This is a genomic window from Mesorhizobium sp. M0701 (assembly GCF_040320365.1).
Lineage (GTDB): Bacteria > Pseudomonadota > Alphaproteobacteria > Rhizobiales > Rhizobiaceae > Mesorhizobium.
This window is the reverse complement of the sequence record NZ_JAMYPO010000003.1, coordinates 279,662-300,154: the sequence shown is the minus strand read 5'-3', so window position 1 is coordinate 300,154 and position 20,493 is coordinate 279,662. Positions and strand designations below refer to the sequence as shown.

The window sequence follows — 20,493 nt, the reverse complement described above, 5'->3', positions numbered from 1 at the left end:
AGAAGAATCATACAGCACACGCCGGCGGAATCCGACACGTCACAACCGAGTCAATCCGTCGCAGCAAGATGTGTATACGCCCTAGCGCTTTCGCGGGGCGAGGAACCCTAGTTCTGCAAAGCCCGCTTACTTGACCACCGGCAAATCCCTGGCGAAATCTTCCATGTCGGCCCAGGGATCGCCTGACGTCGCCAGCAGGCCCGGCAGCGACGAATAATTCAGATCCTGCGGAGCGTCGATGGATTCCAGATCGCTCCAGCTCACCGGCGTCGAGGCCGGCAAATTGGTGCGGGCGCGGAGCGAATAGGGAGCCGCAGAAGTGTGGCCGCGCGCATTGCGGTGATAATCGATGAAGATACGCCGCTTGCGGTTATCCTTGCCCATGGTGGTGGTGAAAGTGTCGGGCGCGGTGGCGGCAAGATGCGTCGAGATGGCGCTGGTCGCCTGGTGCAATTTCTTCCAGTTCTGCTTTTGCGTCACCGGCACTGATATGTGGATGCCGTGGCCGCCGGACGTCTTGGCGAACGGCACCAGTCCTAGCGCTTCCAGCTCGCCCTTAATGTGCACCGCCGCCTCAACCACCTCGCGCCAGGCGATCCCCTCGCCCGGGTCGAGGTCGAAAACGATCAGGTCCGGCTTGTCGAGCCGCGTGCGATGGGTGCCCCAGGTGTGGAACTCGACGACACCGAACTGCGCCAGTGCCAGATAGCCCTTGGCGTCTTCCACCGAGAGATAGGATTTGGTCTCGCCCTCCGAATTGGTCGCTTCGAAAGTCGCCACCGATGACGGCATGCCGGTGAAGGCGTGGCGCTGGAAGAAACAGTCCTGCGGCCTGCCGGTCGGGCAGCGCACCAGCGACACCGGCCGGCCAAGGATGTGCGGCAGCATGAAATCGCCGACCAGCGCATAATAGACGGCAATGTCGAGCTTGGTCGGGCCGGTCTTGCCGAACAGCCGCCGCGTCGGGTTGGTCACCCAGATGGTGGCGAGGTCGGCCTCGGCGATCAGCCGCTTGCGCTTGGCCGAAACCGGCGTCGACAGGCCGACGTCGCGCAGGCCGCGGAACACGGCATGGCGCAGCGCATTGTCGGTGGTCCGGTTGGCGTAGTGGATATGCGCCGAAAGCAGCGGCCGCACCCAGTTCATCTCGCGCATGATTTCGCGGGGAACCCCTTCGGGCGCGGACGCCCCGGCGCGCAAAGGCTCCAGCCGGGCCAGCAACTCGGTGGCGGTGGCGGCATCGAAGCCGGTGCCGACCTTGCCGCGATAGTGCAATTCGCCATCCTCGAATTCGCCGAGGCCGAGTGCGGCCAGCCCCTCGGCCGCGTCGGAGACAGTGTAGCCGGCGATAACGAAGTCGCCGGTCTGAAGCGCCTTGGTCTTGGTCCAGGTCTTGGTACGGCCGCTCTGGTAGATTGCCGTGGCGCGCTTGGAGACGACACCCTCGAGCCCCATCTCGGATGCCTGGTCATAAAGTGCCTGGCCGTCTCCTTCGACATGATCGCTGAGCTGGATGGCCGAATTGGCGCCGAGACCGGACAGCAATTGCGAAAGCAGCGCCTTGCGCCGGCGGAGCGGCGCTTGTCTCAGGTCCCAGCCGTCGAGATATAGAAGATCGAAGGCGTAGAAGTGGAGCTTGTTGCCGGCGCCTTCGGCCAGCGCGTCTTGCAAAAGGGCAAAGCGGCTGATGCCCTTGGCGTCGAGCGCGACGATCTCGCCGTCGATGATCGCCTCGCGGCACGGCAGCCTGGCGAATGCAAGCGGCAGGTCGCCATAGCGCTTCGTCCAGTCGAGGCCGGCGCGGGTGATCAGCCTGACTGCGCCGTTAGCGAGATGCGCCATGGTGCGGTAGCCATCGAATTTGATCTCATGCAGCCAGACTTCGCCCGTTCGGGCCGCTGGGTCATCGCCGCCCGGCGGCTTCGGAACCTGCGTAGTCAGCTGCGGCACGATGCGGGTGGGCGGCGGCGCCTTGACGGCGCCCGGCAAAGCGCCGGGTTTCAGCACCACCGGCCTGGCAGGTTTGGCGGCAGGCTTCGGCGTTGCCACCAGCTCCTCGATGCGGCGTCCGGATTTGACGCTTTCCGGGCGGGCTTCCAGTATGTCGAGCTTGGCGTCGGCGGCCAGATCGCGCTCCTTGAACAGCAGCCAGTTCTTCTTGCCCTCATCCTCGCCGGGCTTCGGTTTCAGCCGCGTCAGCATCCAGCCGCCATTCAGCTTTTCGCCGGCGAGGCGGAACTTGAAGGAACCGGTGCGCAGGCTCTTCTCGACATCGTCCATCGGCGCCCAGACGCCGGTGTCCCAGACGATCATCGGCCCGCCGCCATATTCGCCTTCGGGAATGACACCTTCGAAGTCGATATACTCGAGCGGATGGTCCTCGGTCTCGACCGCCAGCCGTTTGTCGGCGGGGTTGAGCGACGGGCCTCGCGGCACCGCCCAGCTCTTCAGCACGTCGCCGACCTGCAGGCGCAGATCGTAGTGATCGGCGGTGGCGTGATGCTTGTGGACAACGAAACGATTGCCCTCACCCGCAACCAGACCGCCGGCTGGTTCCGGCGTCCTCGTGAACTCGCGCTTGGCGCGATAAGCCTTGAGCTTCGAAGGAGCTGGCATGGACTAGGCGCGGGTGGTGGGCAAAAGCAACGAGCGCGGCATCAAAATCCCATCGCAGCGGCGCTCCAATGTCACGGCATGGATCCCAGGGTCTCCGCGACGTCGCTTAGCTCCTGCTCCGCCCTGGGATGACGAAGGATGGCAGGTCACGCCGCTCAATCGTCGGTGGCCGGCGTCAATTCGAGCTCGGCCGGCGACAGGCCCTGCTGCAGCTGGCTGAGCCGGAATTCGTCGACCCAATAGGCTTCGCCGTCGACCAGCACCCGCGCGCTGTAGCTGCCGGCCGAAAAACGCTGCGCGGTGATGTACACCTTGTGGCGGTCGAGCGCGTTCCGCACCGCGGCGCGCTTGGATTTCTGACTGGCGACGGAACTGGCCATGCTGGTTACTCACGCACAAGCCGCAAGGCGGCGTGCCTTAAGGATGGCCGAGAGCGTGTCGGCTGTCAATTTGGCGGTCGCTGCGAGCCGCGCGCGGTGGCGCCTCCCGATCTGTGGAAACCGAGCCGGTGCGCTATATTGCCCTGGCGGCTTGGAACGCGATGCTGATCCGGAGAGCTTCACATGACATTGACGATGCGCAAACTCGGCAGCCAGGGCCTGCAAGTCTCGGCAATCGGTCTCGGCTGCATGGGCATGAGCCAGTCCTACGGCCCGGCCGACGAGGCGGAATCGACCGCCACGCTGCACCGCGCCATCGAACTCGGCTGCACCTTCCTCGACACCGCGGAAGTGTACGGGCCGTTCACCAACGAGGAACTGCTCGGCCGCGCGCTGAAGGGCCGGCGCGATGAGGTGACGATCGCGACGAAATTCGGCTTCCGCATTGAAAACGGCAAGCAAGTCGGCACCGAGCGCGACAGCCGGCCCGAACATATCCGCGAGGCTTTGGAAGGTTCGCTGAGGAGGCTCGCCACCGACCACGTCGACCTCCTCTATCAGCACCGCGTCGATCCGGCGGTGCCGATCGAGGATGTGGCGGGCGCTGTCGGCGAGCTGATCGCTCAGGGCAAGGTCCGCTTCTTCGGCCTCTCTGAAGCCGGCGCCGCCAATATCCGCCGGGCGCATGCCGTGCATCCGGTGTCGGCCGTGCAGAGCGAATATTCGCTGTGGGAGCGCAATCTGGAGCCGGAAATCATTACGCTGCTGAAGGAGCTCGGCATCGGCCTGGTGCCGTTCTCGCCGCTCGGCCGCGGTTTTCTCGCCGGCGATGTCAGGCGCGCCGAAGACTATCCGGAGGGCGATTACCGGCGCGGCGATCCGCGCTACCAGGGCGCCAACTATGACGCCAACATGCAGGCGGCGGCCACGACATCGCCGCGGCCAAGCGCGTCAAGCCAGGCCAGATCGCGCTGGCCTGGCTGCTCCACAAGGGGAGCGACTTCGGCATCGACATCGTGCCGATCCCCGGCACCAAGCGCAGAAAATACCTCGAGGAGAACGTCGCCGCGGCTTCGATCAGGCTGGACCCAGCCGAGATGCAAGTGCTGGACGACGCGCTGGCGCCGGGAAAGGTCGCCGGTGAGCGCTACGGCGAGCGCACCATGGTGATGATCGATCGGTAGGTCTTTGCCTGCTCCCGTTCTTGCGCAAAGCTCCGGCCTTGGCTAGCATCCGCCGGCAGGCACCGAGCGGAGGAGAACGTCGCGGTGGACCGGCTGGAGCGCCGTGCGTCCATTCAAACACGAGTTGGGCGCTCGAAGGACACTCCATTTTTGAATCGACGCAAGGAACCTTCCGGAAAACCCATTCCGGTTTCGGGGTCGTGCGCTCATCTGGGAGGAGACTAAATTGATCAACAGACGTGAATTCCTGCTGTCGACCGCGGCGATGGGCGCTTTGGCGCTGGCCGCTCCGCAACTGGCTTTTGCCCAGGACAAGCTGACCATCCTTGGTTCGGTGCCGAGCCTCGGCTTTCCGTTCTTCGTGCACATGCTGAACCAGATCAAGGCGGAAGCCCAGGCGCAGGGCGTCAACCTGGTCGAAAGCGACGGCCAGAACTCGGCGCCCAAGCAGACCGCCGATATCGAAGCGGCGCTCGTGCAGAAGGTCAACGCCATCGTCATCTCGCCGCTCGACGTCAACGCGCTGGCCCCAGCCATCGAGGAAGCGGTCAAGGCCGGCGTTCCCGTCGTCACCATCGACCGCCGCGTCGAAGGCGTCGAAGGCATCCTCGCCCATGTCGGCGCCGACAATGTCAAGGGCGGCGAGGCCGAAGCACAGGCCATGGTGGCGGCGTTCCCGAATGGCGCCAAGATCTTCCATCTGCAGGGTCAGCCCGGCGCCGGCCCGGCGATCGACCGTAACAAGGGTGTGCACAACGTCCTCGATCCTATGAAGGACAAGTACCAGATCATCTTCGAGCAGACCGCCAACTTCGCCCGCGCCGAGGCGCTGTCCGTCACCGAGGCCGGCCTTGCCGCCAACGGCAAGCCTGACGCGATCATCTGCGCCAACGACGACATGGCGCTTGGCGCGGTTGAAGCCTGCGCGGCGCGCAACTTCACCGACGTCAAGATCTATGGCTTCGACGCGCTTCCCGAAGCGCTGGTCGCCGTGCGCGACGGCAATCTGGCCGGCACGGTCGAGCAATTCCCCGGCGAGCAGTCGCGCACCGCCGTGCAGATCGCGGTCGCCTACGCCAGGGACAAGACCGAGCCGAAGGAAAAGCTGGTGCTTTTGACACCGATCGTCATCGGCAAGGACAACCTCGACAAGGCGGAGAGGCTGGGCGAGACGAAGTAGGCGAAGCCGACGGGACAGCACCCCCCTCTGGCCTGCCGGCCATCTCCCCCTCAAGGGGGGAGATTGGATGTCACGTCGGCTTTCGATAGTTTTCGATCTTGCAGAAGAGGCGAAGCCAATGAAGCTGCCAATCTCCCCACTTGAGGGGGAGATGTCCGGCAGGACAGAGGGGGCGCTGTCCCGCCATCAATCGCAAATTGGGAGCAACCTTTGCCCGCGACTGAAGCCACTGCGCCTTCACCCTCTCCCGCCCTGCTCACCGTCGAGGGCGTGACCAAGCGCTTTGCCGGCGTCACGGCGCTGAACGACGTTTCGCTCGAAGTCCGCCCCGGCGAGATTCTCGGCCTGCTCGGCGAGAACGGAGCCGGCAAATCGACGCTGCTCAAGATCCTGTCCGGCGTGATGCCGCCGTCCAGCGGCCGCATCGTCTTCGACGGCGTCGAATTCAATCCGCACAATCCACAAGATGCCAAGCGCCACGGCATCGTAACAATCTACCAGGAACTGAGCCTGATCCCGACGCTGACCGTGGCGGAGAATATCTTCATCGGCCGCGCACCGCTCGGCCGGTTCGGGCTGGTCAGCTGGCGGAAGATGGAGGAAGATTCGCGCGCGATCATCGCTCGCGTCGGCCTCGACCTCGACCCGGCGACGCCGGTGTCGGCGCTGTCGGTGGCCGAGCAGCAGCTGGTCGAGATCGCCCGTGCGCTATCGCTGAAGAGCCGCTTGATCATCATGGACGAGCCGACCTCGGCGCTGACCGAAACCGAAGTGCACAGGCTGATGTCGATCATGGACCGGCTGCGCAAGGATGGCGTCGCCATCATGTTCGTCACCCACCGGCTGGAGGAGGCCGCGGCGATCTGCGACCGCATGACGGTGCTGCGCGACGGCAGGCTGGCCGGCCATCTCGACCGCGAAGGCGGGCCGATCAAACTGCCGAAGATCATCGAGAAGATGGTCGGCCGCGCCGCTTCCGAGCTCTATGCCAGGCCGACGCAGCGCGACGTCGCCGGCGACGTCCGGCTCTCGGTGCGCGGCCTGCGCACGGTGCGCGATCCGCAGGCGCCGCACGCCATCGTGCTCGAAGGCGTCGATCTCGACCTCAAGGCGGGCGAAATCCTCGGCGTCGCCGGCCTCGTCGGCTCCGGCCGCACCGAGCTCGCCCGCGCCATCTTCGGCGCCGACCGCATTGCCGCCGGCACCATCAGGCTCGACGGCAAGCCGATCGCGCCCGCCTCACCCGCCGACGCCATCGAGCTCGGCATCGGCCTGGTGCCGGAGGACCGCAAGCACCAGGCAATCTTCGCAGCACTCGCCATCCTCACCAATTTCTCGATCGCCGCGCTCGACCGCTACTCCAGTGTCGGCTTCATGGCCGAGCGGCGCGAACGCGAGGCGCTGGCGAACTACAGGAAGATGCTGTCGATCCGCATGGCTTCGCCCGAGCAGGCGATCGAGGGCCTGTCCGGCGGCAACCAGCAGAAGGTGATCCTCGCCCGCTGGCTGGCGCGCGATCCCAAGGTGCTGATCGTCGATGAACCGACGCGCGGCGTCGATGTCGGCGCCAAGGCGGAAGTGCACCAGATCCTGGTGGAGCTCGCCGCGCGCGGCATCGCCATCATGATGATCTCGTCCGAGCTGCCCGAAGTGCTTGCGGTGTCGGACAGGATCGTCACCATGCGGCGCGGGCGCATCACCGGCGAGATGCCCGGTATCGAGGCGACCGAGGAGAAATTGATGGAACTGATGGCGCTCGACCAGAAGCAGGAAGCAACGCAATGACCAGTACGACCGAACGGAGCCAGCGCGGCGGCGTCAATATTGCGCGCCTGCTGATGAGCTTCGGCCCGCTGATGTTCCTGGGGTTGCTGATCGTCGTCTTCACCGTGCTGAAGCCGAGCTTCATCGACCCGATCAACCTGTTCAACATCATGCGCCAGATCTCGATCACCGGCCTGATCGCGCTCGGCATGACCTTCGTTATCCTTACCGCCGGCATTGACCTGTCGGTCGGCTCGCTGCTCGCCTTCTGCGGCATGGTCGCGGCGGTGGTGGCCAAGGGCGGCACCGCCAACACGCTGTCGCTGTCGACGTCTGGCACGCAAGGCTATGGCTGGTTCGCCGCGCTTCTTGCCGCCGTCGTCGTCGGTGCCGTGGCCGGCGGCGTCCAGGGCTTTGCCATCACCAGGCTGAAAGTGCCGCCCTTCGTCGTCACGCTTGGCGGCCTCACCGTGTTTCGCGGCCTGACCTTGACGATTTCCAATGGCGGCCCGATCTCCGGCTTCGACGCCTCGATGCGCTGGTTCGGTACCGGCCTGATCGGCCCGGTTCCGGTGCCGGCGATCATCTTCGCGATTGCCGCGATCCTTTGCCATATCGTGCTGCGCTACACACGTTACGGCCGCGCGGTCTATGCCGTCGGCGGCAATGCCGAGGCGGCACGGCTCTCCGGCCTGCGTGTCGACCGCATCCTGATCTCGGTCTACATCATCGTCGGCTTCTTCGCCGGCCTTGCCGCCTTCGTTTTGTCGGCGCGGCTCAACTCCTCCGAAGCCGTCGCCGGCATCGGCTACGAGCTGACGGTGATCTCGGCGGTCGTCATCGGCGGCACCTCGCTGTTCGGCGGCATCGGCAGCGTCGGCGGCACGGTGGTCGGTGCAGGACTGATCGGCGTCTTGCAGAACGGGCTGCAGTTCAACAACGTCTCGTCCTACACGCAAAGCATCGTCATCGGCCTGATCCTCATCCTTGCGGTGGCCTTCGATCGCTGGCTGAAATCGCGGGTGAGGCGGTGATAGCGGAGCGAACGCTGCGGTGCCGTAAACTGCCCGGGAGGTGGCGATGCCCCAAATAAGAACCATGACCGAACAGGACGTTCCGGCGGTGTCGCGGCTGCTTGGAGGGTCCTGGCGACACACCTATTCGCCGATCCTGGGTGCCGAGACCACGGCACGGCTTTCGGATGAGAGGCACGCGCCGGAGCGGTTGGCGGCCGAGCTCAGGGACGACAGCAAGATGTCCTTCGTCGCCGAGCGGGCTGACGGGTCGCTCGCCGGTTATGCGATGGCCGCGATGGACGACAAAGGCGAGGTCATGCTCGAGCGGCTCCATATAGACAAAAGCGAGTACGGCACCGGCCTTGCCGCCGACCTGCTGCATGCCGTTCTTGCCGCGCATGCGGGTATTCCCAGCATCGCCCTGGAAGTGATCGAGGGCAACGACCGCGCAATCGCCTTCTATCGCAAGCACGGCTTCGAGGTCGTCGAGCGCCGGCCGGCTGCACACGGGGTGGGCGGCCATGCCTCGCTGATGATGCGCCGGCTGCTACCGATGGCTTAGAGTGCTGTCGGCGAAGCTGCCAATCTCCCCACTAGAGCAGGCATTCGCGCATCCGCGCCGCGATCATTTGCGCTCCTCCTTGCCGGCCCCTAGGCGTTGAGCCGACAAAAACATCAGCGTGTAGGCCGCCTTGCGGCGGTCCCAGCCGGCCGACTCGGCCATATCCAGCAAGCCGTCGACCAAAGGCGCCAGCGCCGCCCTGCAGTCGGCTTCATAGTTGAAATCGTTTTTCGGGCGGGTCGGCGCCGCGATCTTTCCAAAACTGTCCATCATATCCATGGCAACACCTGCTCTGCATTAGTCCCGGACCGGCAAGACCGTGCCCGCCCTTGGCGGACACGGTCCATCTGCCGTTTCGAAGTCGCGCTTTGGAAGCCTGGCCTTAGAAGTCCATGCCGCCACCGCCGGGCATCGGAGGCATGGGCGTTTCCCTCTTCGGCTTCTCTGCCACCATCGCCTCGGTCGTCACCAGCAGGCCGGCGACAGAAGCGGCGCCCTGGAGAGCAGTACGCACGACCTTGGCCGGGTCGATGACGCCTTGACTGTAGAGGTCGCCGAACTCGTTGGTCTGCGCGTTCCAGCCATAGCCGAAATCGGCCGTCTCGCGCAGTTTGCCGACGATGATCGAGCCTTCCGCACCGGCGTTCTCGGCGATCTGGCGCACCGGCGCTTCGATGGCGCGACGCACGATCTCGACGCCGGTCTTCTGGTCGGGATTGTCGACGGCGACGTTGTCGAGCGCCTTCGCCGCCCTGAGCAGCGCTACGCCGCCGCCGGGCAGGATACCCTCCTCGACCGCCGCGCGTGTGGCGTGCATGGCATCGTCGACGCGATCCTTGCGCTCCTTGACCTCGACCTCGGTCAAGCCGCCGACGCGGATGACGGCGACACCGCCAGCGAGCTTGGCCAGCCGCTCCTGCAGCTTCTCGCGATCGTAGTCGGAGGTGGTTTCCTCGATCTGGGCCTTGATCTGGCTGATGCGCGCTTGGATTTCATCCTTGCGGCCGGCACCGTCGACGATGGTGGTGTTCTCCTTCTCGATCAGCACCTTCTTGGCGCGGCCGAGCATCTCCAGTGTGACGTTCTCGAGCTTGATGCCGAGGTCTTCCGAGATCGCCGTGCCGCCGGTCAGGATGGCGATGTCTTCGAGCATGGCCTTGCGGCGGTCACCAAAGCCCGGCGCCTTGACGGCTGCAACCTTCAGGCCGCCGCGCAGCTTGTTGACGACAAGCGTCGCCAGCGCCTCGCCTTCGACGTCCTCGGCGATGATCAGTAGCGGCTTGCCGGATTGCACGGCGGCTTCGAGCACGGGAAGCATGGCCTGCAGGTTGGACAGCTTCTTCTCGTGGATCAGCACATAGGGTTCTTCGAGCTCGACGCGCATCTTATCCTGGTTGGTGATGAAATATGGCGAGAGATAGCCGCGGTCGAACTGCATGCCTTCGACCACTTCCAACTCGGTCTCGGCGGTCTTGGCTTCCTCGACAGTGATGACGCCCTCATTGCCGACCTTTTCCATCGCCTCTGCGAGGAAGCGGCCGATCTCGGCATCGCCATTGGCAGAGATGGCGCCGACCTGAGCGATTTCGTCGTTCCTGGTCACCTTGCGGGCATTGGCCTTCAGTTCGGCGATGATTGCTTCGACCGCCTTGTCGATGCCGCGCTTCAGGTCCATCGGGTTCATGCCGGCAGCAACCGCCTTGGCGCCTTCCTGGACGATCGACTGCGCCAGAATCGTCGCGGTCGTGGTGCCGTCGCCGGCGGTATCGCTGGTCTTCGAGGCGACCTCGCGCACCATCTGCGCGCCCATGTTCTCGAACTTGTCCTCAAGCTCGATCTCTTTCGCCACCGTCACGCCGTCCTTGGTGATGCGCGGCGCGCCGAACGATTTGTCCAAGACAACGTTGCGGCCCTTGGGACCGAGCGTCACCTTCACCGCATTGGCGAGGATGTCGACGCCGCGCAACATCTTCTCGCGCGCTTCGGTATGAAATTTCACATCTTTGGCAGCCATTGGAACACTCCTCGATAGGCAGCTTTTCGTTGACTGGAATGCTTGTTCAGGCCCCCTCAGGCAGCCTTCTTCATCTCGCCCGTGGCTTCGATCACACCCAGCACGTCGCTCTCTTTCATGATGAGCAGATCCTCGCCATTGAGTTTGATCTCGGTGCCGGACCATTTGCCGAACAGAATGCGGTCGCCGACCTTGACGTCGAGCGGCTGCAACTGGCCGCTGTCGTCGCGCGCGCCGGGGCCGGCGGCGATGACCTCGCCCTCCTGCGGCTTCTCCTTGGCGGTGTCGGGGATGATGATGCCGCCCGCGGTCTTTTCGTCGACCTCGATGCGGCGGACCAGGATGCGGTCATGCAATGGACGGAACGCCATGTCGTTCTCCTCTCGGGACAAACAGATTTTCGAACATCCTCCTGACCGGACCGGCAATATCGGCCCGGCACGGGGTGCGCGACCCCTTCATCAGGCATCGCGCGCATACGAACTAGTCGCGCTTTTTTCAGCTTTCAAGAGGATCATGCAAAAATTTTAGCACTCGACGCCTGAGAGTGCCAATACGCTGTAATTGTTAGCACATTCGCCGTTTCCGGCGCGATGACCCGGCCGGATTTCCAAATCTGTCCGTCTCCTGAGCCGCTTGCGGCGGCTGGAACCTATGTGGAAGGCGAGGCGTTTTGCAGACGGAGGTTCATTGGGAAAGGAAGGATTGCATGATCAGCAGGGACTTTCAGCTCCAGATGCAAGGGTTTGGCCTCACCACGGCGGAGATCCACTACCGCCTGCCCGATCATCGAAGCCTTCTGCAGCTCTACATCTGGCAGGAATACGATATTGCCCCCGATTTCCCGACGCTGAAGCATTTCCTCGATTTCTGGGAGCGCGAGATCGAAGGCCCGCTGCATTCGGTGCGCGTCGCCCATCATCACCTGATCCAGCCCTCCGAATGGCGGGCCGTAAACGGCATTATCACCGTCCACTGAGGAGCAAGCCGATCTGCCGCTAGACAGCGGACAAAGTCTCTCGAGGTGGGGGATAGGTAGTTGCCCTCTCCCCATTTATTTTGGATCTCACAATATCGGAGGGGGTCCGGGCTAGCCGGCGTGGTCGACAGGCTTGCGGGCGAGCAATCCGGCGTTGCGCGCCGCCCTGACGAAGGCCTTGCGCGCATCACGCGCGGTGCGCCAGCCGTCGAGCGCGTCGCGGCAGGTCCGATAGGCGGCGCGCCAACTCCGGCCGCGTGCACGGTCCGGCCAATGCTGACGCATGCATTCGATGGCTTCCCAACTACTGGCGACCTTGCGCTCGCTGGATTGGAATTTCAACGTGATCGGCTCGGCGAAGCGGACGTCGTCCATCACCTCCTCCTTGTTTTCTGATCGTCTTCTTGTTTGAGCAAGCAACGTTATGCTGGCGGCACCGGCGGCCGGGCGGGGCGCTGAAGGACATGGTTCGTCTCTCTGCGCGGTTCAAGAGCATCGCGGCGACAGCCGGTTATTCCTCCTCGTCCGGCCCTTGCAGCAGTTCGATCAGCGTCGCTACTCTTGCCGTCGGCAGCGGTCGGCCCTCGTTCACCAGCGCCTCGTCGGCGGCGATCCAGGCCAGGGCCTCGCGCAATTCCTGGACCGTCCCGTCCGTCGCCGCAATGTCGGCGATCACGGCTTCGTCGACCGGGCCCAGCACAGAAATGATCTCGTCGCGTGTCATGGTCAGCTCCATCTGCGAGTGCCGGGAACGGGCCCGGCAACACAAGAAATCTGGGTCTTGACCTGCTGCAGACAATAACCGGCCGGGGAAGTCAGCGTTGGCAATTGAAACCGAACAGGCAATCTCCTGCCGGACATCTCCCCACTTGTGGCGAGATTGGCAGCCTCGCCGAGCCGACCGAAAACCGGCCCGAAAAACCGGCAACGCGAGAGCCACCGGGTCTTGACTTGCGGCGGACAATAACCAAATCGAAGGCACCGGTCGCCGAAATGGGGCCGGCGGAACCAGGGAGCGCCAGCTCTTTGGCGCCCCTCGTATCTATGTTGCTCGATGGAGGATGTAGCTATGAGAACCGCATTCGACTTTTCCCCGCTCTATCGGTCGAGCATCGGCTTCGACCGCGTCTTCAACCTGCTGGAAAATGCTCCGCAGGCTTTCGACGCCTGGCCGCCCTATGACATCGCGCGCAGCGGCGAGAACAACTACCGCGTCACCATCGCCGTCGCCGGTCTTTCCGAGGACGACCTCGAAATCACCCATGAACCCAACCTCCTGATTGTCTCCGGCCAGCACAAGGAGCCGGACAACGCGGAGTATCTGCATCATGGCCTCGCCACACGGCCCTTTACCCGCCGTTTCGAGCTTGCCGATCACGTCAAGGTCGCAGGCGCCTCGCTCGACAACGGCCTGCTCAGCATCGATCTGGTACGTGAGGTGCCCGAGGAGATGAAGCCTCGGCGCATCGCCATCGCGACCGATGTCGCCTCGCCGAAGACAGGGCCGAAGGTCGCGCAGGGCGAAGCAAACAAGCAGGCTGCCTGAATGCACCAGTCGAGAAAGGAGACTATGCAATGGCTATTCGTGATCTCATTCCGTGGGGCCGGGAGAACAATCAGGCCCCCAGCCTGTTCCGCAACGGCGATCGCGATCCGTTCCTGACGCTGCATCGCGAAATGAACCGCTTGTTCGATGAGGCGTTCCGCGGCTTCGACACGCGGCTGCCGTCGCTCGGTAGCTTCTCCGCTGCCCGCGTCAGCTGGCCGAGTGTCGAAATCGCCGATGGCGAAAAGGAGATCCGCGTCACCGCCGAAATCCCCGGCATGGACGCGAAGGACGTCGAGCTGCTGCTCGATGACGGCGTGCTGACGCTGCGCGGCGAGAAGCGCGAAGAGACCGAGGACAAGGACAGGCAGTTCTCCGAACGCTTCTATGGCCGTTTCGAGCGGCGTATCCCGCTCGGCTACGAAGTCGACGAAGACAGAGTGAACGCCGCGTTCCGGAACGGCGTGCTCAGCGTGACCCTGCCCTAGACCGAGCCCGCCCCGGCCAAGGCCAAGCGCATCGCCATCGGCAAAACCTGACAGCTCGCAGGACGTCGCCCCCTTCTGTCCGCCGGTTGCGGCTGACAGAAGGGGGCAAATTTCGATGACCCGTTCTCCCGACGTTCCGGTACCGCCAGATCAAGCGCAGCAGGCCCTGCAGTGCCTGACGACCGAGCATTTCGTGCTGCAAAATGCCCGCGCGGCGACCATTCAGGAAGCGAACCAGCGAGCCGATCTGTTCCTGACCTCGGTCTCGAGCGCAACGATTGCCTTGTCCTTCGTCGCGCAGGTCACGGAGATGGGCAGGCCGTTCGTGTTGTTCAGCCTGATCTTGCTGCCTTGCCTTTTCTTCATCGGCCTGGTTACCTTCGTGCGCGCGGTGCAGGTTGCCATCGAGGACATGGTGCATGCCCGCGGCATGGCCAGGATCCGCCACTATTTCGTCGAGCTGGCGCCCGTCCTGCAAAGATACCTCGTCAATTCCACGCATGACGACCCCTCGGCGGTGCTGGTCGACAAGGGCCTCAGACCCTCGCCGCTGCAATATTTCATGACCACCGCGGGGATGGTGGGCACGATCAATGGCGCCATTGCCGGCGTCTTCACCGGCATCGTTGTAAAGTCTGCGTTTGGCGGGGGCATGACGCCCGGCGTGATTTGCGGGCTGCTGGTCTTCGCCGCATGCATTCTCATCCTGCGGCGTTACCATAGTCGCGCCTGGGCGGCGGCCGAAGAAAGCTTGCCCGCACGGTTCCCGGGCGACACGGTCAAAGCGAGGACATAGCCGTCCGGCAAGTTTGCGGAAAGTGGTGGGCGCCGCCCTTGCGTCTTGCGCGCCAATTGACCATCCTCGCCAACATCACTTTGCACCGCGGCCGGGGGGTTCGCACATGCCGACGCTTTATGCGCTGAAACCGGCCTTCCAGGCCAGGTTGCGGCCGCTTGCCGACGGACTGGCCAGAGCCGGCGTCACCGCCAACCAGATCACGTTGCTGGCCGCTGCCCTCTCGCTCGCCACCGGCCTTGTGGTGGCAGCCCTTGCCGGCCACCGCGTGGTCTTTCTGCTGATGCCACTCGTGCTGTTTACGCGAATGGCGCTGAATGCGATCGACGGTATGCTCGCGAGGGAACATGGCCAGGCCTCGAAGCTCGGCATGTATCTCAACGAGCTCTGCGATGTTGTCTCCGATCTCGCTTTGATCCTGGCCTTTGCCGTCATTTTTCCTGTCTGGGGCGTCGTTGCATGTGCGATCGCGGCTATGATCACGGAGTTCGCCGGCGCGCTCGGCATCGCCGCGGGAACCGGGCGCAACTATGCCGGCCCGTTCGGCAAAAGCGACCGGGCGCTGGCGCTCGGCATCCTCGCCGTGCTTATCGCGTCCGGCCTGTGGGTCCCGGCGCTCACGCCGCTCGTGTTTCCGGCCATGGCTACACTCTCGCTGGCGACCGCCATCAACCGGATACGCAGCGGCCTTAACGGGAGCGGCAGCTGAATTCCGGTCTCGCCAGGGAGAACAACATGCTTCACCAACAGACGGTTGCCGCAGTGGGTCCTGCCAACATCGAGCGGATGGCGCAGGAGCGCAGCTTCAAGAGCCACGACGGCACCGAGATCTTTTACCGCTATTGGCCGGCGCTGTCGGAAAATCGCAAGGGCGCCATCCTGCTGTTCCACCGCGGCCACGAGCATGGCGGCCGCATGGCGCATCTGGTCGACGAGCTCCAGATGCCCGACCACGCCTTCTATGCGTGGGACGCGCGCGGCAATGGCCGCTCCGCCGGCGAACGCGGCTATGCGCCGTCGTTTGCCGCGCTGGTGCGCGACATCGATTGTTTTGTGCGCGAGATCGGCAGCGACGGCTTTGCCCGGCGCGACATCGCGCTGATCGCGCAATCCTTCGGCGCCGTGCTTGCCGCCGCCTGGGTGCATGACTATGCGCCCGACATTCGCGCCCTGGTGCTGGCCTCGCCGGCCTTCTCGGTCAAGCTCTACGTGCCCTTCGCCAAGCAAGGCATTGCGTTGTGGCAGAAGCTGAAGGGCCGCTTCTTCGTCAATTCCTACGTCAAGGCGAAATTCCTGACGCATGACCCCGAGCGCATCGCCTCCTTCGACGCCGACCCGCTGATCACCCGGCCGATCGCCTCCAACATCCTGGTCGAGCTCTACGACCATGCCGCGCGCATCGTCGCCGACGCCCGCGCCATCACCGTGCCGACACAGCTTCTGATCTCCGGCAGCGACTGGGTGGTGCGGCATGGACCGCAGCACGAGTTTTTCGTCAATCTGGCGAGCCCGGCCAAGGAGCGGCACGTGCTGCCCGGCTTCTCCCACGACACGCTGGGCGAGCGCGACCGCCACAAGGCACTCGACCTGATCAGGCCCTTCCTCGAAAAGCAGTTCGCGGCGCCGGAAGAGCCGGTCGACCTGACCTGGGCCGACCGTGCCGGCTACACGCGCGACGAGGCCGACCGGCTGGCCTCGCCGCTGCCGCTGCTGTCTCCCAGGGGGCTCTACTGGACAATCAGTCGCGCTTCGATCCGCATGGGCGCCTGGCTGTCGTCCGGCATGAAGACGGGGATTGCCACCGGCTTCGATTCCGGCTCGACGCTCGACTACGTCTACGAGAACGAGGCGCGCGGCATCAGCCCCATTGGCCGCATGATCGACCGCACCTTTCTCGATGCCATCGGCTGGCGCGGCATCCGCCAGCGCAAGCTGCATCTGGAAGAGCTGATCGGCAGCGCCGCCGCCTCGCTCAAGGCCGCCGGCCGGCCGGTCCATATCGTCGATATCGCCGCCGGCCATGGCCGCTACGTGCTCGATGCCGTGCAGAAATGCGCCGCGCCGCCGGCAAGGGTGCGGCTGCAGGATTTCTCCGAGCTCAACGTCTCGCTCGGCCGCAAGCTGATGGCCGAGCGCAAGCTGCCGGCGACCGTCTCGTTCCATCAAGGTGACGCCTTCGACGCCACGATGCTGGCCGGGCTCGACCCGGCGCCGGATCTCGCCATCGTCTCGGGGCTCTACGAATTGTTTTCCGACAATGCCATGATCGCCCGCTCGCTCGGTGGACTGGCCAGCGCCATGCAGCCCGGAAGCCTGCTCGTCTACACCAACCAGCCTTGGCATCCGCAGCTCGAGATGATCGCGCGCAGCCTGACCTCGCACCGCGGCGGCCAGGCCTGGGTGATGCGCCGCCGCACGCAGGCCGAGATGGACCAGCTGGTGGCGGCCGCCGGCTTCGAGAAGCTCGATCAGCGCATCGACCAGTGGGGCATCTTCACCGTTTCGGTCGCGCGGCGCGTCTGAGCATGGACTTGCCTGCCTCTGCCTTACCTCGCGATGCCCCTGCCCTGCCGGCCTTGCCGCGCGAGCCGTATCCCGGGATAGTCCTGCGCGCCGCATTGTGGCTGGCATTTCTGGCGCCGTTCTTCTACGCCACCTACGGCTTCGCCAACTGGCTGGCGTCGCGGCGCGACGATGTCGGCAGCATCGTCTTTGGCTGGGAGCGCGGCATCCCGTTCCTGGCCTGGACGATCGCGCCCTACTGGTCGATCAACCTGTTCTACGGCTTGTCGCTGCTGTTGAACAATTCGAAGAGCGGCGTCGACCGCCTTGCCGGCCGCTATCTGACGGCACAGATCGTCGCCATCGCCTGCTTCATCCTGTTCCCCCTGACCGCGACGTTCGTGCGCCCGCAGACGAGCGGCCTGCCCGGCTTCATGTTCGCCGTGCTCGGCGGCTTCGACAAACCCTTCAATCAGGCGCCGTCGCTGCATATCGCGCTGCTGGTCATCATCTGGGACCATTGGCGTCACAGATTGACCGGCATCGCCGGCGTCGCCTGGCATGTCTGGTGTTTCCTGATCGGCGCCTCGGTGCTGACGACGTGGCAGCACCATTTCATCGACATTCCGACCGGCGCGCTGCTCGGCCTTTTCGCGCTGTGGCTGTTTCCGCGCGACGGCGAGCTGCCGTTCACCGGCTTCCGCCTGAGCACTGATCCGAAGGCGCGGCGGCTGGCGCTGTTCTATGCGCTCGGCGCAACCCTTGCGCTGGCCGGCGCCGCTGCCGGCGCATTGGTCTCGGCGCTGTGGCTCATCCTGTTGTGGCCGGCACTGGCGCTGGCCATAGTCGCTTTCGCCTATGCCGGCGCCGGCGCCAAGGTGTTCCAGAAAACAGCCGATGGCCGCGTGTCGCTGGCCAGCCGTCTTCTGCTGTGGCCCTACCGGGTTGCCGCCAACGTCAATGTGTGGGCATGGACGCGAAAGCTTCCGGCGCAGATCGTCATTGCCGACGGTGTTTGCCTTGGCCGTTTTCCGACCGCCGCCGAGGCCGACGCCTTCGGCACGGTGATCGACCTTGCCGGCGAATTGGAAAGGCCGCGTCGCGCCTCGATCCACTGGTTGAGCCTGCCCATGGTCGACCTTTTGCCGCCGTCTCGCGAGGCGCGTGCGCAAGCGGTGGCGGCGATCGAGACGGCGCAGAGCCAGGGCACGGTGCTGGTCTGCTGTGCGCTCGGCTTCCAACGCAGCGCCGCCGTCGTCGCCGAATGGCTGGTCGCCAGCGGCCGGGCCGCCACGCCGGATCAGGCGCGAGGCCAGCTCGCCGCCGCGGGCCGGCCTGTGCATCTTGGCATGGACGCGGCGACATGACCGCCTTTCGAGACAAGGCCGAGACGTTCGCCGCCGGGCTGATTGTGCAGGTGGCATGGCCGCTGCTGTTGATTGCTGCTGCCTCGCTGGCGGCGCCGGTCATCGGCCTGGCGGCTGCGCCGCAAACATCGTCGCTGTCCGCGGCGGCCTGGCTGATCGCCGCCGCGGGTGCCATAGCCACAATTATTCTCTCGGCCCTGCTTTTGTTCGACGCGCTGCTGTTCCGGCTGATGGCCAGCCACGCCAGCGAAGCAGGCGGCGGTGCGGCGATCGACGACGTGCTGGCGCGCATGCGGCTGAAACCCACGGCGGCCGGCGGCCGCTCGCTCGACCAGCGGATGGCCGGCACGCGCCGTCTGCTCGCCAAGCAGCGTATCGCATTTGGCCTGTTCGCGGCGGCCTCGGTCGTCGCGGCATTCTTTTGAGCCCGTCCATGACAAAGCTTCGCGTCAGCACCTATACCCTGCTGCAGACGGTGACCTCGGTCGGCCTGTCGGCACTGGCCTGGGTGGTCACCGGAGTGCGGCCGATCTGGAACGGCAGCCAGCCATCGGACCGGCAGCGTATCTACTTCGCCAACCATGCCAGCCACGGCGATTTCATCCTGCTGTCGGCCTGCCTCAGCGAGAAGGAGCGCGCCCGTACCCATGCGGTGGCGGCCGCCGATTATTGGAGCAAGACGCGGCTGCGCCGTTTCATTGCCGAGGACATGCTGTCTTCCGTGCTGATCCACCGGCAGTGGACGGATGAAACGCAGCACCCGATCTCGATCATGCTGTCGGTGCTCGACCAGGGCCATTCGCTGATCCTGTTCCCCGAAGGCACGCGCAACATGACCGACGAACCGCTGCTGCCGTTCCGCTCCGGCCTCTACAATCTGTCGATGGCGCGGCCCGATGTCGAACTCATCCCGTGCTGGATCGAGAACATGTCGCGGGTGCTGCCCAAGGGCCAATTCGTGCCGGTGCCGCTGCTTTGCCGTGTCGTCTTCGGCGCGCCGATCGCCATTCAACCGGGTGAGGAACGCCGCGCCTTTCTCGACCGCGCCCGCGAAACGCTGCTGGCGCTGAACCCCCGGCCGCAGCGAGACGATTGAGGACCAAGGCAAAATGCTGCCGATGATGCACGAAACCCTCATTCTGATTGTCGGCCTGCTGGCGGTGCTGATCAGTGCCAGCGTCGTCGCCGGCGTCTTGTCATGGCGCGCGCCAAAGCCGTTGTCGCCGACGCTGGTCAACCTAACCCAGCGCATCAATGCCTGGTGGGTGATGGTGGTGGCGATCACCGTCGCCTTCTTCTTCGGCCGCCCCGGCATGACCATCCTGTTCGCGCTGATTTCGTTCGCCGCGTTGCGCGAATTCGTGACGCTGACGCACAGCCGCCGCAGCGACCACTGGGTGCTGCTCGGCATGTTCGGCATCGTCATCCCGTTCCAGTACTGGTTGGTGTGGACCGCCTGGTACGGCCTGTTCACCATCTTCATCCCGGTCTACTGCTTCCTGCTGATGCCGGCGATCACCGCGCTGCACGGCGACACCGAACGTTTTCTCGAGCGCGTCTCGGCGCAGCAATGGGCGGTGATGATTTCGGTCTACTGCGTCAGCCACGTGCCGGCGCTGCTGACGCTCGAGGTGCCAGGCTTCGAAGGCCGCAACCTGTTGCTGATCGCTTTCCTGATCATCACCGTGCAAGGCAGCGACGTGCTGCAATATATTTTCGGCAAGCTGTTCGGCCGGCATCTCCTGGCGCCGACGGTCTCGCCGTCGAAGACTTGGGAGGGGCTGGTCGGCGGGCTGGCGGCATCGAGCCTGCTCGGCGCGCTGCTGTCGTTCCTGACGCCGTTCTCGCCGCTGCAGGCAGCCGGCGTCGCCTTCATCGCCTGCCTGATGGGCTTCCTTGGCGGGCTGGTCGCCTCCGCCATCAAGCGCGATCAAGGCGTCAAGGACTGGGGCCATCTGATCGAAGGCCATGGCGGCATGATGGACCGTGCCGACAGCCTGGTCTTCGCCGCCCCGGTCTTCTTCCATACGGTGCGCTATTTCTGGACTGTATGAAGGTTGGCGCCGTTTGCCGCGGCGGACGGTTCAGCGCGACCTTGC

Annotated in this window: 21 protein-coding genes and 1 pseudogene; 15 read left to right on the top strand and 7 right to left on the bottom strand. The window is 64.8% G+C overall.

What is annotated here, in order from left to right:
• Positions 1-126: 126 nt before the first annotated feature.
• Both ligD and NKI24_RS05375 read right to left on the bottom strand, forming a co-directional pair.
• A complete protein-coding gene (gene ligD / locus NKI24_RS05380) occupies positions 127-2,616 on the bottom strand; it encodes a DNA ligase D (protein WP_352743782.1) in 2,490 nt (829 codons plus the stop codon).
• A gap of 155 nt (positions 2,617-2,771) precedes the next feature.
• Entirely contained in the window at positions 2,772-2,996 is a 225-nt protein-coding gene (locus NKI24_RS05375; RefSeq protein WP_023675682.1) for a hypothetical protein, read from the bottom strand.
• A 183-nt stretch (positions 2,997-3,179) separates the two neighbouring features.
• Between NKI24_RS05375 and NKI24_RS05370 the strand changes: the two are divergent.
• The 5 genes and pseudogenes from NKI24_RS05370 to NKI24_RS05350 all read left to right on the top strand — a co-directional run bounded on the left by NKI24_RS05370 (position 3,180) and on the right by NKI24_RS05350 (position 8,702).
• Positions 3,180-4,180 (top strand): annotated as a pseudogene (locus NKI24_RS05370) (aldo/keto reductase).
• A 229-nt stretch (positions 4,181-4,409) separates the two neighbouring features.
• A complete protein-coding gene (locus NKI24_RS05365; RefSeq protein WP_352453858.1) occupies positions 4,410-5,360 on the top strand; it encodes a substrate-binding domain-containing protein in 951 nt (316 codons plus the stop codon).
• 210 nt (positions 5,361-5,570) lie between these two features.
• Positions 5,571-7,145, top strand: a complete 1,575-nt coding sequence (locus NKI24_RS05360; RefSeq protein WP_352743780.1) for a sugar ABC transporter ATP-binding protein — start codon at positions 5,571-5,573, stop codon at positions 7,143-7,145.
• Positions 7,142-8,158 (top strand): ABC transporter permease, encoded by a 1,017-nt coding sequence (locus tag NKI24_RS05355; RefSeq protein WP_352685164.1) that lies wholly within the window; start codon positions 7,142-7,144, stop codon positions 8,156-8,158. The genes NKI24_RS05360 and NKI24_RS05355 overlap by 4 nt, the downstream gene beginning before the upstream one ends.
• A 46-nt stretch (positions 8,159-8,204) precedes the next feature.
• Positions 8,205-8,702, top strand: coding sequence for a GNAT family N-acetyltransferase (locus NKI24_RS05350; protein WP_352743778.1), 498 nt, complete (start codon positions 8,205-8,207; stop codon positions 8,700-8,702).
• A 63-nt stretch (positions 8,703-8,765) separates the two neighbouring features.
• Here the strand turns inward: NKI24_RS05350 and NKI24_RS05345 are convergent, their stop codons facing one another.
• The 3 genes from NKI24_RS05345 to NKI24_RS05335 form a co-directional block, all read right to left on the bottom strand.
• The gene (locus tag NKI24_RS05345) at positions 8,766-8,981 is read right to left on the bottom strand and encodes a hypothetical protein (protein WP_352743776.1); all 216 of its coding nucleotides are present in this window, start codon (positions 8,979-8,981) and stop codon (positions 8,766-8,768) included.
• Between the two features lie 103 nt (positions 8,982-9,084).
• Positions 9,085-10,716, bottom strand: a complete 1,632-nt coding sequence (gene groL / locus NKI24_RS05340) for a chaperonin GroEL (RefSeq protein WP_352743773.1) — start codon at positions 10,714-10,716, stop codon at positions 9,085-9,087.
• A 56-nt stretch (positions 10,717-10,772) separates the two neighbouring features.
• On the bottom strand, positions 10,773-11,087 hold the full coding sequence (locus NKI24_RS05335; protein WP_352457303.1) for a co-chaperone GroES: 315 nt from the start codon (positions 11,085-11,087) through the stop codon (positions 10,773-10,775).
• Between the two features lie 338 nt (positions 11,088-11,425).
• On the opposite strand from NKI24_RS05335, the gene NKI24_RS05330 reads away from it, so the two are divergent.
• Positions 11,426-11,695, top strand: a complete 270-nt coding sequence (locus NKI24_RS05330; RefSeq protein ID WP_023675672.1) for an usg protein — start codon at positions 11,426-11,428, stop codon at positions 11,693-11,695.
• 111 nt (positions 11,696-11,806) lie between these two features.
• Here NKI24_RS05330 and NKI24_RS05325 read toward each other — a convergent pair whose 3' ends face one another.
• Both NKI24_RS05325 and NKI24_RS05320 read right to left on the bottom strand, forming a co-directional pair.
• The gene (locus tag NKI24_RS05325; protein ID WP_352743771.1) at positions 11,807-12,070 is read right to left on the bottom strand and encodes a DUF982 domain-containing protein; all 264 of its coding nucleotides are present in this window, start codon (positions 12,068-12,070) and stop codon (positions 11,807-11,809) included.
• Positions 12,071-12,206: 136 nt separating this feature from the next.
• Entirely contained in the window at positions 12,207-12,419 is a 213-nt protein-coding gene (locus NKI24_RS05320; protein WP_245274651.1) for a hypothetical protein, read from the bottom strand.
• Between the two features lie 345 nt (positions 12,420-12,764).
• Here NKI24_RS05320 and NKI24_RS05315 point away from each other — a divergent pair, with 345 nt between their 5' ends.
• From NKI24_RS05315 to NKI24_RS05275, 9 genes are all read left to right on the top strand, one after another.
• Positions 12,765-13,241 carry an Hsp20 family protein gene (locus NKI24_RS05315; RefSeq protein ID WP_352743769.1) on the top strand — a complete coding sequence of 159 codons (477 nt, stop codon included), beginning with the start codon at positions 12,765-12,767 and terminating at the stop codon, positions 13,239-13,241.
• A 29-nt stretch (positions 13,242-13,270) separates the two neighbouring features.
• A complete protein-coding gene (locus tag NKI24_RS05310) occupies positions 13,271-13,729 on the top strand; it encodes an Hsp20/alpha crystallin family protein (protein ID WP_352743767.1) in 459 nt (152 codons plus the stop codon).
• A gap of 115 nt (positions 13,730-13,844) precedes the next feature.
• A complete protein-coding gene (locus NKI24_RS05305; protein ID WP_352743765.1) occupies positions 13,845-14,525 on the top strand; it encodes a hypothetical protein in 681 nt (226 codons plus the stop codon).
• 106 nt (positions 14,526-14,631) lie between these two features.
• Positions 14,632-15,234 (top strand): CDP-alcohol phosphatidyltransferase family protein, encoded by a 603-nt coding sequence (locus NKI24_RS05300; protein WP_352743763.1) that lies wholly within the window; start codon positions 14,632-14,634, stop codon positions 15,232-15,234.
• Positions 15,235-15,260: 26 nt separating this feature from the next.
• On the top strand, positions 15,261-17,048 hold the full coding sequence (locus tag NKI24_RS05295; RefSeq protein ID WP_352743761.1) for a bifunctional alpha/beta hydrolase/class I SAM-dependent methyltransferase: 1,788 nt from the start codon (positions 15,261-15,263) through the stop codon (positions 17,046-17,048).
• Positions 17,049-17,050: 2 nt separating this feature from the next.
• Positions 17,051-18,394: a phosphatase PAP2/dual specificity phosphatase family protein gene (locus tag NKI24_RS05290; RefSeq protein ID WP_352743759.1), complete on the top strand. Its 1,344-nt coding sequence runs from the start codon at positions 17,051-17,053 to the stop codon at positions 18,392-18,394.
• On the top strand, positions 18,391-18,819 hold the full coding sequence (locus NKI24_RS05285) for a hypothetical protein (protein WP_352743757.1): 429 nt from the start codon (positions 18,391-18,393) through the stop codon (positions 18,817-18,819). The genes NKI24_RS05290 and NKI24_RS05285 overlap by 4 nt, the downstream gene beginning before the upstream one ends.
• 8 nt (positions 18,820-18,827) lie before the next feature.
• Positions 18,828-19,490, top strand: a complete 663-nt coding sequence (locus NKI24_RS05280) for a lysophospholipid acyltransferase family protein (RefSeq protein ID WP_031211476.1) — start codon at positions 18,828-18,830, stop codon at positions 19,488-19,490.
• Between the two features lie 22 nt (positions 19,491-19,512).
• A complete protein-coding gene (locus NKI24_RS05275; protein WP_023675663.1) occupies positions 19,513-20,448 on the top strand; it encodes a phosphatidate cytidylyltransferase in 936 nt (311 codons plus the stop codon).
• Positions 20,449-20,493 lie beyond the last annotated feature (45 nt).

Excerpts from the sequence above, each read along its gene's own strand:
- NKI24_RS05295 (WP_352743761.1), top strand. The coding sequence starts at position 15,261 with ATGCTTCACCAACAGACGGTTGCCGCAGTGGGTCCTGCCAACATCGAG.
- NKI24_RS05300 (WP_352743763.1), top strand. The coding sequence starts at position 14,632 with ATGCCGACGCTTTATGCGCTGAAACCGGCCTTCCAGGCCAGGTTGCGG.
- NKI24_RS05280 (WP_031211476.1), top strand. The coding sequence starts at position 18,828 with ATGACAAAGCTTCGCGTCAGCACCTATACCCTGCTGCAGACGGTGACC.
- NKI24_RS05290 (WP_352743759.1), top strand. The coding sequence starts at position 17,051 with ATGGACTTGCCTGCCTCTGCCTTACCTCGCGATGCCCCTGCCCTGCCG.
- NKI24_RS05350 (WP_352743778.1), top strand. The coding sequence starts at position 8,205 with ATGCCCCAAATAAGAACCATGACCGAACAGGACGTTCCGGCGGTGTCG.
- ligD (WP_352743782.1), bottom strand. The coding sequence starts at position 2,616 with ATGCCAGCTCCTTCGAAGCTCAAGGCTTATCGCGCCAAGCGCGAGTTC.
- NKI24_RS05330 (WP_023675672.1), top strand. The coding sequence starts at position 11,426 with ATGATCAGCAGGGACTTTCAGCTCCAGATGCAAGGGTTTGGCCTCACC.
- groL (WP_352743773.1), bottom strand. The coding sequence starts at position 10,716 with ATGGCTGCCAAAGATGTGAAATTTCATACCGAAGCGCGCGAGAAGATG.
- NKI24_RS05345 (WP_352743776.1), bottom strand. The coding sequence starts at position 8,981 with ATGGATATGATGGACAGTTTTGGAAAGATCGCGGCGCCGACCCGCCCG.
- NKI24_RS05310 (WP_352743767.1), top strand. The coding sequence starts at position 13,271 with ATGGCTATTCGTGATCTCATTCCGTGGGGCCGGGAGAACAATCAGGCC.
- NKI24_RS05325 (WP_352743771.1), bottom strand. The coding sequence starts at position 12,070 with ATGGACGACGTCCGCTTCGCCGAGCCGATCACGTTGAAATTCCAATCC.
- NKI24_RS05375 (WP_023675682.1), bottom strand. The coding sequence starts at position 2,996 with ATGGCCAGTTCCGTCGCCAGTCAGAAATCCAAGCGCGCCGCGGTGCGG.
- NKI24_RS05305 (WP_352743765.1), top strand. The coding sequence starts at position 13,845 with ATGACCCGTTCTCCCGACGTTCCGGTACCGCCAGATCAAGCGCAGCAG.
- NKI24_RS05335 (WP_352457303.1), bottom strand. The coding sequence starts at position 11,087 with ATGGCGTTCCGTCCATTGCATGACCGCATCCTGGTCCGCCGCATCGAG.
- NKI24_RS05275 (WP_023675663.1), top strand. The coding sequence starts at position 19,513 with ATGATGCACGAAACCCTCATTCTGATTGTCGGCCTGCTGGCGGTGCTG.
- NKI24_RS05355 (WP_352685164.1), top strand. The coding sequence starts at position 7,142 with ATGACCAGTACGACCGAACGGAGCCAGCGCGGCGGCGTCAATATTGCG.
- NKI24_RS05320 (WP_245274651.1), bottom strand. The coding sequence starts at position 12,419 with ATGACACGCGACGAGATCATTTCTGTGCTGGGCCCGGTCGACGAAGCC.
- NKI24_RS05285 (WP_352743757.1), top strand. The coding sequence starts at position 18,391 with ATGACCGCCTTTCGAGACAAGGCCGAGACGTTCGCCGCCGGGCTGATT.
- NKI24_RS05315 (WP_352743769.1), top strand. The coding sequence starts at position 12,765 with ATGAGAACCGCATTCGACTTTTCCCCGCTCTATCGGTCGAGCATCGGC.